The organism is Janthinobacterium sp. GW460-12-1-14-LB5, from assembly GCF_059423585.1.
Map to the genome: position 1 here is coordinate 47,617 of NZ_JBWKYD010000005.1, position 14,203 is coordinate 61,819.

General features: G+C 63.4%; 13 protein-coding genes. 8 read left to right on the top strand and 5 right to left on the bottom strand.

What is annotated here, in order from left to right:
• Positions 1-7 precede the first annotated feature (7 nt).
• Entirely contained in the window at positions 8-880 is an 873-nt protein-coding gene (locus AC07X6_RS06135; protein ID WP_215405133.1) for a hypothetical protein, read from the top strand.
• A gap of 28 nt (positions 881-908) precedes the next feature.
• Here the strand turns inward: AC07X6_RS06135 and AC07X6_RS06140 are convergent, their stop codons facing one another.
• The gene (locus AC07X6_RS06140) at positions 909-1,811 is read right to left on the bottom strand and encodes a LysR family transcriptional regulator (RefSeq protein WP_494790397.1); all 903 of its coding nucleotides are present in this window, start codon (positions 1,809-1,811) and stop codon (positions 909-911) included.
• A 103-nt stretch (positions 1,812-1,914) separates the two neighbouring features.
• Between AC07X6_RS06140 and AC07X6_RS06145 the strand changes: the two genes are divergently transcribed.
• Entirely contained in the window at positions 1,915-3,213 is a 1,299-nt protein-coding gene (locus AC07X6_RS06145; RefSeq protein ID WP_494790398.1) for an MFS transporter, read from the top strand.
• A 6-nt stretch (positions 3,214-3,219) separates the two neighbouring features.
• Here AC07X6_RS06145 and AC07X6_RS06150 read toward each other — a convergent pair whose 3' ends face one another.
• On the bottom strand, positions 3,220-3,858 hold the full coding sequence (locus AC07X6_RS06150; RefSeq protein ID WP_494790399.1) for a hypothetical protein: 639 nt from the start codon (positions 3,856-3,858) through the stop codon (positions 3,220-3,222).
• A gap of 173 nt (positions 3,859-4,031) precedes the next feature.
• On the opposite strand from AC07X6_RS06150, the gene AC07X6_RS06155 reads away from it, so the two are divergent.
• Complete coding sequence (locus tag AC07X6_RS06155) at positions 4,032-4,358, top strand: hypothetical protein (RefSeq protein ID WP_230538621.1); 327 nt, start codon at positions 4,032-4,034, stop codon at positions 4,356-4,358.
• On the opposite strand, the gene AC07X6_RS06160 is transcribed toward AC07X6_RS06155, so the two are convergent.
• Entirely contained in the window at positions 4,359-5,216 is an 858-nt protein-coding gene (locus AC07X6_RS06160) for a LytR/AlgR family response regulator transcription factor (protein WP_494790400.1), read from the bottom strand. It lies immediately after the preceding gene.
• Positions 5,213-6,316 carry a sensor histidine kinase gene (locus tag AC07X6_RS06165; RefSeq protein ID WP_494790401.1) on the bottom strand — a complete coding sequence of 368 codons (1,104 nt, stop codon included), beginning with the start codon at positions 6,314-6,316 and terminating at the stop codon, positions 5,213-5,215. Before AC07X6_RS06165 ends, AC07X6_RS06160 begins: the two co-directional genes overlap by 4 nt.
• Positions 6,317-6,514: 198 nt before the next feature.
• On the opposite strand from AC07X6_RS06165, the gene ugpQ reads away from it, so the two are divergent.
• A complete protein-coding gene (gene ugpQ / locus AC07X6_RS06170; RefSeq protein ID WP_494790402.1) occupies positions 6,515-7,255 on the top strand; it encodes a glycerophosphodiester phosphodiesterase in 741 nt (246 codons plus the stop codon).
• A 72-nt stretch (positions 7,256-7,327) separates the two neighbouring features.
• Here the strand turns inward: ugpQ and AC07X6_RS06175 are convergent, their stop codons facing one another.
• Positions 7,328-9,397 carry a TonB-dependent receptor domain-containing protein gene (locus tag AC07X6_RS06175; protein ID WP_494790403.1) on the bottom strand — a complete coding sequence of 690 codons (2,070 nt, stop codon included), beginning with the start codon at positions 9,395-9,397 and terminating at the stop codon, positions 7,328-7,330.
• 157 nt (positions 9,398-9,554) lie between these two features.
• Here AC07X6_RS06175 and AC07X6_RS06180 point away from each other — a divergent pair, with 157 nt between their 5' ends.
• From AC07X6_RS06180 to AC07X6_RS06195, 4 genes are all read left to right on the top strand, one after another.
• Complete coding sequence (locus AC07X6_RS06180; protein WP_494790404.1) at positions 9,555-10,001, top strand: Fur family transcriptional regulator; 447 nt, start codon at positions 9,555-9,557, stop codon at positions 9,999-10,001.
• 119 nt (positions 10,002-10,120) lie between these two features.
• The gene (gene alaS / locus AC07X6_RS06185) at positions 10,121-12,733 is read left to right on the top strand and encodes an alanine--tRNA ligase (protein ID WP_494790405.1); all 2,613 of its coding nucleotides are present in this window, start codon (positions 10,121-10,123) and stop codon (positions 12,731-12,733) included.
• A 237-nt stretch (positions 12,734-12,970) separates the two neighbouring features.
• The gene (locus AC07X6_RS06190) at positions 12,971-13,198 is read left to right on the top strand and encodes a sulfurtransferase TusA family protein (RefSeq protein ID WP_010395510.1); all 228 of its coding nucleotides are present in this window, start codon (positions 12,971-12,973) and stop codon (positions 13,196-13,198) included.
• A gap of 252 nt (positions 13,199-13,450) precedes the next feature.
• Complete coding sequence (locus AC07X6_RS06195) at positions 13,451-14,200, top strand: electron transfer flavoprotein subunit beta/FixA family protein (protein ID WP_034759884.1); 750 nt, start codon at positions 13,451-13,453, stop codon at positions 14,198-14,200.
• Positions 14,201-14,203: the final 3 nt, after the last annotated feature.

The window sequence follows — 14,203 nt, forward strand, 5'->3', positions numbered from 1 at the left end:
ACTACTAATGCTGCCAGCAATTGTTGTAGAGAATCTTCCGCGCCTCGTGCGCGCCATCAAGCTGTTGCCGGGCGACCCGCGCGAGGATGCGGCGCTGAACCTGGCCGACGAATTGACGGGCATCACGGCCATGGTGGCCGAGAAGTTCACGAATGAACGCACGGCCGACGGCATCCAGAAGGCGCTGTACCTGACGGTGGGCGGCGTGTCGCTGGGCCTGGAACAGGCCGTCACGCACGAAGGCGACCAGGCCGCGCTCGATTTCCTCGTCGAGCACGGCGCCGAGCACGCATTCCAGGTGGGTTTCCGCCTGATCAAGGAGCTGTCGCAGCTGCCGGAAGACGCCCTCGTCGGCGAATACGACCAGGACCCCGTCTACCTTGCGCGCCGGCTGCGCGAGCTGTTCATCGATATTTGCCAGGCCGACCCGAACCAGAACTGGGCCGGCTATGAAAAGTATGCGCTGCAGTTGCAACAGCGCAAGGAAGTGCAAGCCGTCGTGCGCCTGGCCGGCTGGCTGCGCCGCCACCACGACAACGGCCCCGTCAGCGACAGCGACTTGAATGCCGAGGGCGTCATCGCTCTGGCCATCATCTTCGCCATCGAAGGCGGCGGGCGCATCGTGGCGCGCACGGGGCAGAAGGAGTTCGAGCGCTTCGTGCGTTCCGTGCGCAAGAACAAGCCCGACTTCGAGGAAGGCTGGGCCGCCCTGGTGGCCAAGGTGCCCGTGCAGCATCACCCGGTGCTGCTCGACCGCATCGCTTCCTACCGGCGCAGCTGCACCGTCGTGCATAAAATCCTCACGCGGGCCAGCATGAAGAGCCTGTTCGAGGACCTGGAGAATTACGCCGGTTCCGAGCTGGACGCCGACTACTCGTAATGCAGTACGTGGGCCGGCGCCTGCCGGCCTACGCTCCCCCTTCCAGCGCCGCTTCCTCGGCCAGTTTCACGAATGCCGCCACCAGCGGCGACGTTTCTTCTTCCCTTTGTGCCAGTAACAGGCTGGTGGTCGCCTGCGGGTCGGCGATGGGGCGGTAGCACACGCCATCCATGCGGATGCGGTCGAACGAGGCGGGCAGCACGGAAATGCCGCAGCCGGCCGCCACCAGGCCGATGATGGTCGACGCCTCGCCCGCTTCCTGCGCCACCTGGGGCACGAAGCCGGCGGCCTTGCACAGGCGAAAGATCTGCGGATAAATCCCCGTGCCCGCATCCCTGGGATACATGACAAAGCCTTCGCCCGCCATGTCGGCAATCGCGATGCTGTCCTTGGCCGCCAGCGCATGGGCGACGGGCAGCACGAGGAACAGCGGGTCCTGGCGCAGTTGCGTCAGCTTGATATCGGAGGGATACGTCGTTTCCGGCGGGCGCACGAAGCCCAGGTCCATCGTCCGGCCCGAGATCGCTTCCAGCTGATGCAATGTCGCCATCTCGTGCAAGGTCAGGGTGACGTGCGGAAATTGCTGGCGGTAGCGGTTGATGACGGTGGCGAAATACGGCGTGAACGGCGTGGAAAACGTAAAGCCGATGCGCAATTCGCCCGCTTCGCCCCGCTGGGCCCGGCGCGCCGTGACGGCCGCCTGTTCCGACAGCGCCAGGATGCGCCGCGCATCGTCGAGGAACAGTGCGCCTGCCTGCGTCAGGCGCACGGAGCGCTTGTTGCGCTCGAACAACTGCGCACCGAGTTCCGCTTCCAGCGCCTGGATCTGCTGGCTCAGCGGCGGCTGGCCGATGTGCAGGCGCTCGGCCGCGCGCGTGAAGTGCAGCTCTTCGGCGACGGCGACAAAGTAACGCAGGTGGCGCAGTTCCATATAAGTAATATTTTAAAAGTATGAGTTGGGCCTTGAATATATATTGGACGATATGAGTTGGCAATCCTAAGATGAAGACTCGCTTCCTTTCCGAAACACGGCCATGTCTGATTCATCGCTTGCCTTTGCCCCCGCCGCCCCTTCCGCCATTCCGGTTTCTGCTCCCGGTTCTGCTCCCGGTTCCGTGCCCGCTGCCCGCACGGCCATCGCCAAGGGTTCCATCGAATTCAAGCGCAGCAACCGCGCGCTGTTCTTCGGCGGCTTTTCCACCTTCAGCTTGCTGTATTGCATACAGCCCCTGTTCCCGCTGCTGTCGCACCAGTTTCATCTGACGCCCGCGCAAAGCAGCTGGTCCTTGTCCGTGTCGAGCGGCTTGCTGGCCATCTCCTTGGTGCTGCTCAGTGCCGTGTCGGACCGGGTGGGGCGCAAGCCGCTGATGGTGGCGTCGATGTTTTCCGCCGCGATATTGACGATCTTGTCCGCCTTCGCGCAGGATTATGCGCAATTGCTGGCGATTCGCGCCGCGCTGGGCATCGCCCTGGGCGGCATGCCGGCCGTGGCCATGGCTTACCTGGGCGAGGAAATCGAGGGGCCGTCGCTGGGGCTGTCGATGGGCTTGTATATTGCCGGCAGCGCGTTTGGCGGCATGTCGGGACGGCTGGTGGCGTCCATGCTCAGCGATTTCCTGTCGTGGCGCTGGGCCCTGGGCGTGCTGGGCGTGGCCGGCGTGCTGGCGGCGGCGGAATTCTGGCGCAGCCTGCCCGCGTCGAAAAACTTCGTGCCCAGTACCAAGGGTTGGAATGCCTTGCCGCATGCGATCAAGCAGCACTTTTCCGACCGGGGCTTGCCGTGGCTGTTCTGCCTGGCGTTCGTGCTGATGGGCTGTTTCGTCAGCCTGTATAACTACATCGGCTACCGTTTGCTGGCCGCGCCGTTCGGCTTGCGCCAGAGTACGGTCGGCTTGCTGGCCTTTCTGTATCTGATCGGCATTTTCAGCTCCGTCTGGGCGGGCCGCCTGGTGGACCGGCTGGGACGCCGGGGCGTGCTGTGGATCATGCTGTCGGTGATGCTCAGTGGCATTGTATTGACCCTGTTCGACTCGCTGCCGCTGATCGTCATCGGCATGGCGCTGGCCACCTTCGGCTTCTTTGCCTCGCATTCGATCGCCAGCAGCTGGGTCAGCCGCCGTGCCCGCGCGCCGCAGGCGCTGGCCTCGGCCTTTTATCTGCTGTTCTATTATTTGGGATCAAGCCTGATCGGCTCCGCCTCAGGCATGATGTGGGGTTTCGACGGCTGGACGGGCGTCATCATCATGCTGGGCCTGTGCCTGGGCTGCGGCGTGCTGATCGCCTTGCGCCTGCGCCATCTGCAGCCGCTGGGCGCGCGCGAAGCGGTGGGCTGAGCCCGGCTATTTGGGGCAGTTGCCGATCATCGTTTCTCCCTGCTTGCCCGCGCGCGTGGTCACGCACAAGGTGCCCAGCGCGCTGGTGATTTTATACGTGCGGCTGCCCCTGGCCTCATTCGCGCCCACTTCCTCGATTTTTGACGCCTCATACCATTTCGGCGGCACGGCTGCGTAGGCTTCGGCAAAGCCTTGCTGCATGCGCTTGAAGCCCGTGTCCTCCAGTTTTTGTTCTCCCCGCTGCGGGAATTCCTTGCGCAAATCCTTGTCGATCTTGCCCACGTCGCGCTTGGCTTGCGCCAGGATGTCGGCCGCGCTGGGCGCTGGCGGCGCCGTGATCGCTTCCGGCGTTGCTGGCGCCGGCGCCGGCTCGGCGGCAGGTGGCGGCAAGGGGCGGCTGACGGACGCCGGCATGGTTCGGCGCGGCACGTTTTCAGCGGCCGGTTTTGCGCTGCGCAAGGCTATCGGCTTGGGCGGCGCGGGGGCCGTGTAGCGCAGCCAGGCAATGGCCGGACCCTGCGGCAGGTGCTCGTCAGCGGCAAGTCGGGGGCGCGACTGCAGCACGACGTAGGCCAGCCCCGCGTGCAGCAGGACGATCAGCAGCAGGCCGGGAGCGCGGCGGGGCAGGGGTGGCAGCGAGGTCATGGAGGGCAGGGTGGTTCAGGTACGCCAATGTATCTGAAGGATTTGATAATTATCTAGAATGTCACAAGCGCTTACAAAAAAGTGCCACACGGAAATTTCAACGCCGCGGCCGCTGGCGGGGAACCCTGCGCCAGCCTGGCGATCCAACTCCCAATACCATGGGAGGACACATCATGATGCAGGCAAAGGAAGTGGCACGGCGCTTTGGCGCCATCGAACACGCAATCGGCCAGGCGGCCCAGTTGTGCGGCAAGCAGCAGGGCATGCCGATGGACTTGAAGGATTGCATCAACCAGCTGGACCAGCAAAAGAGCGCCGTGCGGCAAGCCATCGACACGCACGACGATGCGCGCATCCGGCAAGCCGTCGACCAGATGGAATCGCTGGGCGACCGCGCCAAGCGGGCGTGCGGCACGGCGTCCAGCGTAACGCCGGAAATGAAGAGCGCCGTGCTCAAGGTGCACGATGAACTGTCCGACTTAAAACACCAGTTGCATTAGCTACATCTGCCGGAACAGATGGGCATATAAAGGGCTGACGCGCAGCTGTGCCGGATGCTGGCGCAGGGTCAGCGACAGCTTGCCCGCCTCGTCGCGCACGGCCGTGGCGATGGCGCTGGCGTTGACGATGGTGCCCCGGTGGATTTGCCAGAACTGTTGCGGGTCCAGCTGGGGCAGCAATTCCTTCAGGCTCGTGCGTATCAGCGCTTCGCTATCCTGGCACACGACGTTGATGTATTTGTCCAGCGCCTCGAAATACACGACGTCGGCCAGCGCGATCATGCGCACGCTGTTGCCGACGGCCGCCCGTATCATCTGCAGGCGCGGGGCGGGTGGCAGCATGGCTTGCAACTGGGCCAGCAGGCGGGCCAGGTTGCCGTCGCTGGCGGACGCTGTTCCGTTCGCCGTCACCGGCGCCGCCGTGGCCGCCGCCGCTGGCGTTGCTGTCCCGCTGGCGCCAGCGCTGTCGCGCAGGCGCTGCTGCAGGCGTTCCACCGTCTTGCCCAGGCGCGCATCGTTGACGGGTTTTAAGACGTAATCGGCAGCCGCATGCTCGAAGGCGGCCAGTGCATACTCATCGTAGGCGGTGACGAACACGATATGGGGGAACGGCACGCCGTCGGGCCACTGTTCCGCCAGCTCCTCGGCCGCTTCCAGGCCCGTCTTGCCCGGCATTTTGATGTCGAGAAAGAGGATGTCGGGCTGCAGCGCCAGGCCTTGCTGCAGGGCTTCCACGCCGTTGGCGCAGGTGGCGACGATGTCGAGTTCCGGCCAGAGCCGGCGCAAGGCGTGCGCGAGGGCGGCGGCGAGTATCGGTTCGTCTTCGGCGATCAGGGCGCGCGGGGTGGGGTTGCTCATGGCATGGGACTCGCGGTGGTGGGGTGAATGGGAAATTGCAGGCGGGCGACGACGCCTGCCGGCGTGTTGGCGGCCAGCGCCAGGCTGGCGGCATCGCCATGCATGCCGCGCAGGCGTTCGCGGATGTTCGCCACGCCCAGGTGCGTGCCCTTGCTCTGGCCCGGATGGTCGAGGCCCAGGCCATCGTCGGCAACCGTCAGGATCAGCATGCCGCCGTCGGTGGACGCCCGCACGTGGATGTGGCCGCCTTCGATCTTCGGTTCCAGGCCGTGCTGGATGGCGTTTTCCACCAGCGGCTGCAGCAGCATGGGCGGCACCTTGATCTGGCGCAAGGCCTCGGGCAAGTCCAGCGCGTAGCCCAGGCGCGCACCCATGCGTATCGACATCAGGCCCAGATAGGCTTGCATCAGGGAAAACTCCTGCTCCAGGGTGGTGGACTCGGCGCGCGAGGAAGACAGGGTGGCGCGCAGATACTGGATCAATTGATCGAGCAGCAGTTGGGCGCGGTCCGGATCAAAGCTGATCAGGCCCTGCAGGTTGGCGAGGGTATTGAACAGCATGTGCGGTTCGATCTGCGCCTGCAGCAGCTGCAACTGCGCCTGCATGGCCTGGCGCGCCACGGATTCGGCGCGGGCTTTTTCCTGGGCCGCCTCCATTTGCAGGCGGGCGATTTTTTCGCGGCTGCCAAAGAACAGGATGGCCGCTCCCGCTACCGCCAAGGTGAACACCGTCATGCCGACATTGCGTGACGACATGGAGACGGGCGCGGGAACGTCGATATTGGCCAGCCAGCCGAACAGCATGGTGCCGCCTACCTGTGCCACGGTGGCGCTGACGATGATGAGGGCAGTGAAGGGCAGCCTTGGGGGGCGGCGTCCCTCGCCCCACCAGGCCAGGCGGATGCCGTCGATGAGCAGGAAGGCGATGCCGCCTATGCACATGGATGCAAGCAGGTTGAGCCAGAAGCTTTGTCCGCCGCTCAGCACGAAGGTGATGAAGAGGGCGCACAGGACATTGAGCAGCAGCGCATAACGGGCATCGCCCAGCAGGCGCCGGTAGGGAAAGCCCGTCTTGCGGGGGGCGGTGTCGGTAGTGTGCATGCGGGACCGCTTTCGGGTGGGCGTTCGGGTTGGCAATGCGGCAATTATGGGCGGCTCTGCATGCGGGCGCAACGCCGTTGCGACGAAAGCGGGCGGAGACGGCGCCAATCGCCTGATCGCGTCCTTTACATGGTGGCGCTTGCACGCGATGATGGCAAGACGTCCTCATTGAAAACCTCATCATGATAAAGGAACACCATGTGGCCCTATCCACGCACCCTGGCGCACCGCGGCGGCGGCACCCTGGCGCCTGAAAACACCCTGGCCGCCCTGCGCTGCGGCCTCGCCTATGGCTACCGTGCCGTGGAATTCGACGTCATGCTGGCGTCCGACGGCGTGCCCGTCGTCGTGCACGACCCCGAACTGGGCCGCACCGTGGCCGGCAGCGGGCATATCAGCGATTACACAGCCGCGCAGCTGGGCGCCATGGAGGCGGGCGCCTGGTTCGGCCCGCAATTCGCGGGCGAGGGCGTGCCCGCGTTCGAGGCCGTGGTGGCGTACTGCAAGGCGCAGCGCATCTGGATGAACATCGAAATCAAGCCGGCACCCGGCTTCGACGTAGCCACGGGCGAGGCGGTGGCGCGGGCCACGCGCGATTATTTCGCAAAAGAAATTGCTGCTGGAGAATTATTGCCCTTGCTCTCGTCGTTCAGCGTCGACGCGCTGCAAGCGGCGCGCCAGGCGGCGCCGGAACTGGCGCGCGGCTGGCTGGTCGAACAGATACCGGATGACTGGGCGAACACGGCGAAGCAGCTGGAGGTGGTGGCGCTCCATTGCGATCACCAGCAACTGACGCGTGCGCTGGCGCTGGAAGTCAAGAAGGAGGGATTGGGACTGTTCTGCTACACCGTCAACACGCCCGAGCGGGCCAGCGAACTGCTGGCCTGGGGCGTGGATGGGTTTTGTACGGACCGGATAGATTTGATCAAGGCTGGCTAAACTGAACCCTGAAAAAAGCCGGGGTCGTACCCTGCAGGGTACGACCCCAGTCTTTGCCGTTGGGTTCAGCGTTTAGAAAGTCACGCGCATGCCGACGGTGACATTGCGCCCCATCAAAGGCGCCGCGTTCTTGATGAACGAGGTGTGGCTGTACGCCAGTTCATTCGTCAGGTTGTTCGCCTTGATGTAGAACTGGGCCGGCGTCGTGCCGATGCGCGTGTCGTAGTTGGCGGACAGGTTCAGCATGTTGTAGCCCGGGGTTGCCGTCTCAAACGCGGCCACCTTGTCTTGCTTGCCCACGCGGTAGAACTCGGCCACGCCGCTCCACGCCTGCCAGTTGGCGTCGACCTTCACGCCAAAACGCTGGGCCGGGATGCGCGGCAGGTTGCTATTGTTAGCTGCGCCACCGTCGGCCAGCTTGGCCCGCACATAGTCGCCGAACACGCTGGCGCCGAACATGGGGTTCAATTGCTGGCGCACTTGCCCTTCCACGCCCGTAAACGTGGCGTCGCGCTGGGCGTACTGGATCAGCTGGAAGCCTTCGTGGTTGTCCAGTGTGGAGCCGAAGATGTAGTTGTCGACCTTGTTGCGGTAGGCACTGGCCGAGAAGGTCGTGGCGCCCGCATATTTGCGCAAGGTCAAGTCGATATTGTTCGACGTTTCCTTGCCCAGGTTTTGATTGCCCAGTTCATATGTGGCCGTGGCCATGTGCACGCCGTGCGCATACAGTTCCTCGGCGCTGGGCAGGCGGTGGGTGCGGGAAATGGTCGAACCGAGCGAGTACTGGGGAGCGAATTTCCACACGGCGCCCAGCGAGACCGACGTACCCTTGGCGCTGCGGTCTTGCAAGGTGGCGCTGTCGACCGCGATGTCTTGCCATTCGTGGCGCAAGCCCGCTTCGAAGCGCCATTGGTCGAGCTTGTATTCTTCCACCAGGAAGGCCGCGTGCTTCTTCGTGACCGTCGGCGCCACGTAGGCTTCCTCGCCCAGGGCGGAGAAATCGCGCTTCGACGTTTGCAGGCCGACCACGCCGCGCCAGCCGAAGACGGGATGGTGTTCCATCTCCAGGCGCGCATCGTGACCCTTGTTCTTGAACGTGGTGGCGATTTCCGTGCCTTCGATTTCATCGTGCTTGTAATCAGTGAATGAAGCGCGCAGGCGCAGCTTGGTGAAGCCGGGCACGGGATCGCGCAATTCGCCGCGCACGTCCCAGCGTTCGCTCTTCAGTTTCACGTACGGCACGCTTTCGTGTTCATGCTCGTGCTCATGTTCTTCTTCGTCGCCATGGCCGTGGCCCTCGTGGCCGCCGCAATGCAGATGCGTGCCGTGCGGGTGGCAGCTCTCGAATTCGTGGTTGTGGCCAGGCAAGCCGTATTCCGCATGCTGGCTGGTGAAAGCCAGGCCCAGGAAGCCGCGCTGACCCACCCACGACACGCCCACGCTGCCCGTGTCCGTCTTGTTGTAGCTGCCTGCCACCCTGGAGCCGCCTTCCCAGCCGCTGCCGACCTTGTATTCCTTCGCATCGCGCTTGACGCCTTCCGCGTGGAAGGCGATGTTGCCGGAGCCGCCAGTCACTTCAAAGGCGCCCGCCTTTTCGCGCGCAGCCGAATTGGCGCGTACTTCCGCGCTGCCTTCGAAGCCCTTGGCCGGCACGCGCGTGGGGATTTTCTTGTCGATCACGTTGACCACGCCGCCGACGGCGCCGCCGCCGTAGGCCAGCGCGGACGGGCCGCGCAAGACTTCAATCTGTTCCGACAGCATCGGTTCGGCCGCGACGGCATGGTCTGGGCTGATGGTCGAGGCGTCCTGCACTTCGGCGCCATCGGACAGCACTTTCACGCGCGGACCATCCATGCCGCGGATGATGGGACGGCTGGCGCCGGCGCCGAAATGGCTGGACGTGATGCCGGGCTGGCCGGCCAGGGTTTCGCCCAGGGTCGCTGACCTTGCCAGCACCAGTGCCTCGCCTTCCAGCACGGTCACGGGCGTGCTCATGTCGTCGCTGCCCAGGGCCAGCGCGCTGGCCGAGACGGTGACGGCGGGCAAGGTGGCTGCCTGTTGCGCCAGGGCGCTGGCGGGAGCGGCAAAGGCCAGCATGATGGCCAGCGCGAGGGGAGTCGGTTGGTGAGGACGGATGGACATGGGCAAGGGTTCCTTATCGGCTATCGTTATTGGCAGGGTTTGGGCAGCGCGCGCAAGGTAATGGCCTGCCCCAAGTTGATAATGATAACCCATTATCATTACTGTGTGACAGTTTTTCCGGGCGGTGGATGCAGGCGGATGGTGTATTCTGTCGGCTATGGAACGCACAACACGTCAAAAAACCGCTATTCAAGCCGCCATCGAGTCGGCCCAGCGCCCCTTGTCGGCGCAGGAAATCCTCGAACAGGCCAGCTTGCAGGTGACGCAGCTGGGCATCGCCACCGTTTACCGCAACTTGAAGTCCCTGGTGCTGGAAGAAAAGGTGCACGTGGTGACCTTGCCGGGCGAAAACCCGCGCTATGAGTCGAACACGGCCGCCAATCACCACCACCACCATTTCCAGTGCACCACGTGCCAGCGCGTATTCGACGTGCATGATTGCCCGGGCGACTTGAAGCGCATGGCGCCGCAAGGCTTTGTCGTCGAGCGCCACGAGCTGACCCTGTACGGCCGCTGCGCCGACTGCAATGCCGCTGCCGGCGCCGCAGTGCCCGCCGCCGTGACCACACCGCACGCCTGCGCCAGCGGCCACGACCCGGCCTGAGCCGGCAGGCTGTCGATGTTGGCACGGGCGCAACAATGCCCTGGCCAGCCGCCAATGCCGCACCCCATATCACGTATAATCTTCCCTTTAAAGCTGCCGCCACTTTTTGCCAAAAAAACATGAAATCATCTGAAATCCGCGACAAGTTCCTCAAATTTTTCGAATCCAAGGGCCATTCCATCGTCCGTTCCAGCTCCCTGGTGCCAGGCAACGATCCGACCTTGCTGTTGACGAACAGCGGCATGGTGCAATTCAAGGACGTGTTTACGGGCATGGACAGCCGTCCGTACACGCGCGCCACCTCGGTGCAGCGCTGCGTGCGCGCCGGCGGCAAGCACAACGACCTGGAAAACGTCGGCTACACGGCGCGCCACCATACCTTCTTTGAAATGCTGGGCAACTTCAGCTTCGGCGACTATTTCAAGCGCGACGCGATTCACTTTGCGTGGGAACTGCTGACCAAGGTGTACGGCTTGCCGGCCGACAAGCTGACCGTCACCGTGTACATTGAAGATGACGAAGCGTACGACATCTGGGCGAAAGAAATCGGCGTGCCCGTCGAGCGCATCATCCGCATCGGCGACAACAAGGGTTCGCGCTACGCCTCCGACAATTTCTGGCAGATGGCGGATACGGGCCCATGCGGTCCGTGCACGGAAATCTTCTACGACCACGGCGCCGACATTCCTGGCGGCCCGCCGGGCTCGCCTGACGAAGACGGCGACCGTTTCATTGAAATCTGGAACCTCGTGTTCATGCAGTTCAACCGCGACGAAGCGGGTGTCATGCACAAGCTGCCGAAGCCATGCGTCGACACGGGCATGGGCATGGAGCGCCTGGCCGCCGTGCTGCAGCACGTGCATTCGAACTATGAAATCGACCTGTTCCAGCATTTGATCCGCGCCGCCGCGCGCGAAACGGGCGCCACGGACCTGGAAAACAAGTCGCTGCGCGTGATCGCCGACCACATCCGCTCCGCCGCCTTCATGATTGTCGACGGCATCATTCCGGGCAGCGAAGGCCGCGCCTACGTGTTGCGCCGCATCATCCGCCGCGCCCTGCGCCATGGCCACAAGCTGGGCCAGACGAAACCGTTCTTCTACAAGCTGGTAGCCGATCTGGCCATCGAGATGGGCGGCGCCTATCCGGAGCTGGAAGAAGCGAAGGAAAACGTCGCCAACATGCTGAAAGCCGAGGAAGAGCGTTTCGGCGAAACCCTGGAAACGGGCATGAAAGTGCTGGAAGCGCAGCTGGCCAAGGATGCCACGGGCATCGACGGCGCCACCGCTTTTACTTTGTACGAAACCTACGGCTTCCCGCCGGACCTGACGGCCGACATCTGCCGCGAACGCGACATCAGTTTCGACCAGGTGGGCTACGATGCGGCCCTGAAAGAAAGCCAGGAACTGTCGCGCAAGGGCGGCAAGACGCACAAGGACAGCAAGGTCGAGTACACGGGCGAGAAAAACAAATTCGTCGGCTACGACCAGTTGACGTTCAGCAGCAAGGTTGTCGCGCTGTACGCGGCCGGCACGCCCGTGCAGGAACTGAAAGCCGGTGAGGCGGGCATCGTCGTGCTCGACACCACGCCGTTCTACGCGGAATCGGGCGGCCAGGTGGGCGACCAGGGCGTGATCGCCTCGGGCGCCGGCAGCTTTGCCGTCAGTGACACCCTGAAAATCCAGGCCGACGTGTTCGGCCACCACGGCGTGCTGGAATCGGGCGTATTGAAAGTGGGCGACGCCGTCTCGGCCGAAGTCGACACGGCCAAGCGCGCGCGCACCATCCGCAACCACTCGGCCACGCACCTGATGCACAAGGCCTTGCGCGAAGTGCTGGGCAGCCACGTGGCGCAAAAGGGTTCGCTGGTCGACCCGGACAAGACCCGCTTCGACTTCAGCCACAATGCGCCGATGACGGCGGAGCAGATCGCTGCCGTGGAAACGATTGTCAACAAGGAAATCCTGGAAAACCGCGCCACGCAAGCCCATCTGATGTCGTTTGACGATGCCGTCAAGCATGGCGCGATGGCCCTGTTCGGCGAGAAATACGGCGACGAAGTGCGCGTGCTCGACATCGGCAGCTCGAAAGAGCTGTGCGGCGGCGTCCACGTGCAGCGCACGGGCGACATCGGCCTGTTCAAGATCATCGGCGAAAGCGGCGTGGCCGCCGGCATCCGCCGCGTGGAAGCGGTGACGGGCGAGGGCGCGCTGGCGCTGGTGCAAACCATCAACCGCCGCCTGGTCGAAGCGGCCAACGCCCTGAAGGCGCAGCCGGAAGAACTGACGGCCCGCATCGGCCAGGTGCAAGACCACGTGAAGGCGCTGGAGAAGGAACTGGCCGCGCTGAAATCGAAACTGGCATCGGGCCAGGGCGATGAGCTGGTCACGCAAGCCGTCGATGTCAATGGCATCAAGGTGCTGGCCGCCGTGCTCGATGGCGCCGACGTGGCCCGTCTGCGCGAAACCATGGACAAGCTGAAGGACAAGCTGAAAACGGCCGCCATCGTGCTGGCCAGCGTGGCCGACGGCAAGGTCAGCCTGATCGCCGGCGTCACGGCCGACGCGACTGGCAAGGTCAAGGCGGGCGAGCTGGTGAACTTCGTTGCACAGCAAGTGGGCGGAAAAGGCGGCGGACGCCCCGATATGGCGCAGGCGGGCGGCACCGATCCGAGCGGCCTGGCGAACGCCCTGGCCGGCGTGCCGGCCTGGGTCGGCGAACGCGCCAAATAAGGCGTAAGCTAGAGGGCATGCGGGGTTTTCATCCCACAGCCCCGTGAAAACGGCCCGCAGACATTGTTTGCGGGCCGTTTTGCCGTGTGGAATCTCGTTGTGACACCACAACAGCCGATGAACTATTTTGGTGCAGCGCGTCAATGCCCCTGATTTAGAGTAGTATGTCGAAAATCAGTACAACAAAACAATGGTGGGATATTGATGATGAGCGACACACTACTTGATACCGAGATTATGGAATTTCACAAAGAACTCGACGCGCGGGGCTTGAATTGCCCGTTGCCGATTCTGAAGGCGAAAAAGGCTTTGTCGGAGCTGCAGAGCGGGGAAGTGCTGCGCATCATGGCAACCGATCCCGGTTCCGTGCGCGACTTCCAGGCTTTCGCCAAGCAAACGGGCAATGCCCTGCTGTCGCACGTGCAGACGGGCACCGAATTCGTCTTCCTGATGCAACGCAAATAATTCTGCCAGCCGGGGCCGCCGTGGCGCGGCCTGGTCGATACCCAGCCGTGCCATTTTTGCGCCTTTTTGCTGCCCTGCAGCGTAGCGGCCGACTCCCCTGAAATCCTCGAAGCTGGACAGTTTAGATGGATTGCTCTAACAAAAAATCGCACGATCGTGCTTAAATTCGGTTCAGGATTCAAATTTCTCTTATAATCGAACGCACAATCAGCACTTGATCCGTCATTTTTATAATTTCCCAAAGGCATAGCTATGAAAGTCTTGGTACCCGTCAAACGCGTGGTCGACTATAACGTCAAAGTCCGCGTCAAGAGTGACGGCACTGGCGTCGATACCGCCAACGTCAAAATGTCGATGAACCCTTTCGATGAGATCGCGCTGGAAGAAGCGATGCGCCTGAAAGAAGCCGGCAAGGTCACGGAAGTGGTCGCCATCTCCTGCGGCGTGACGCAGTGCCAGGAAACCCTGCGCACGGCCATGGCCATCGGCGCCGACCGCGGCATCCTGGTGGAAACGACGACCGAACTGGAACCGCTGGCCGTCGCCAAGCTGGTGAAATCCCTGGCCGAGAAAGAACAGCCGCAACTGATCATCCTGGGCAAACAGGCGATCGATGACGACAGCAACCAGACGGGCCAGATGCTCGCTGCCCTGCTGGGTTGGCCGCAAGCCACGTTCGCCTCGAAAGTCGTGCTGGAAGACGGTAAAGTCACCGTCACGCGCGAAGTCGACGGCGGCCTGGAAACCCTGGCATTGACCTTGCCAGCGATCATCACCACCGACCTGCGCCTGAACGAGCCACGCTATGTGACCTTGCCGAACATCATGAAGGCCAAGAAAAAGCCGCTCGAGACCGTCAAGCCGGAAGACCTGGGCGTCGACGTTGCGCCACGCCTGAAGACCCTGAAAGTCGTCGAGCCAGCCAAGCGCTCGGCCGGCATCAAGGTCCCGGACGTCGCTACCCTGGTCGCCAAGCTGCGTACCGAAGCCAAAGTCATCTAAGCG

Excerpts from the sequence above, each read along its gene's own strand:
- AC07X6_RS06155 (WP_230538621.1), top strand. The coding sequence starts at position 4,032 with ATGATGCAGGCAAAGGAAGTGGCACGGCGCTTTGGCGCCATCGAACAC.
- alaS (WP_494790405.1), top strand. The coding sequence starts at position 10,121 with ATGAAATCATCTGAAATCCGCGACAAGTTCCTCAAATTTTTCGAATCC.
- ugpQ (WP_494790402.1), top strand. The coding sequence starts at position 6,515 with ATGTGGCCCTATCCACGCACCCTGGCGCACCGCGGCGGCGGCACCCTG.
- AC07X6_RS06140 (WP_494790397.1), bottom strand. The coding sequence starts at position 1,811 with ATGGAACTGCGCCACCTGCGTTACTTTGTCGCCGTCGCCGAAGAGCTG.
- AC07X6_RS06180 (WP_494790404.1), top strand. The coding sequence starts at position 9,555 with ATGGAACGCACAACACGTCAAAAAACCGCTATTCAAGCCGCCATCGAG.
- AC07X6_RS06145 (WP_494790398.1), top strand. The coding sequence starts at position 1,915 with ATGTCTGATTCATCGCTTGCCTTTGCCCCCGCCGCCCCTTCCGCCATT.
- AC07X6_RS06190 (WP_010395510.1), top strand. The coding sequence starts at position 12,971 with ATGGAATTTCACAAAGAACTCGACGCGCGGGGCTTGAATTGCCCGTTG.
- AC07X6_RS06175 (WP_494790403.1), bottom strand. The coding sequence starts at position 9,397 with ATGTCCATCCGTCCTCACCAACCGACTCCCCTCGCGCTGGCCATCATG.
- AC07X6_RS06150 (WP_494790399.1), bottom strand. The coding sequence starts at position 3,858 with ATGACCTCGCTGCCACCCCTGCCCCGCCGCGCTCCCGGCCTGCTGCTG.
- AC07X6_RS06195 (WP_034759884.1), top strand. The coding sequence starts at position 13,451 with ATGAAAGTCTTGGTACCCGTCAAACGCGTGGTCGACTATAACGTCAAA.
- AC07X6_RS06160 (WP_494790400.1), bottom strand. The coding sequence starts at position 5,216 with ATGAGCAACCCCACCCCGCGCGCCCTGATCGCCGAAGACGAACCGATA.
- AC07X6_RS06165 (WP_494790401.1), bottom strand. The coding sequence starts at position 6,316 with ATGCACACTACCGACACCGCCCCCCGCAAGACGGGCTTTCCCTACCGG.
- AC07X6_RS06135 (WP_215405133.1), top strand. The coding sequence starts at position 8 with ATGCTGCCAGCAATTGTTGTAGAGAATCTTCCGCGCCTCGTGCGCGCC.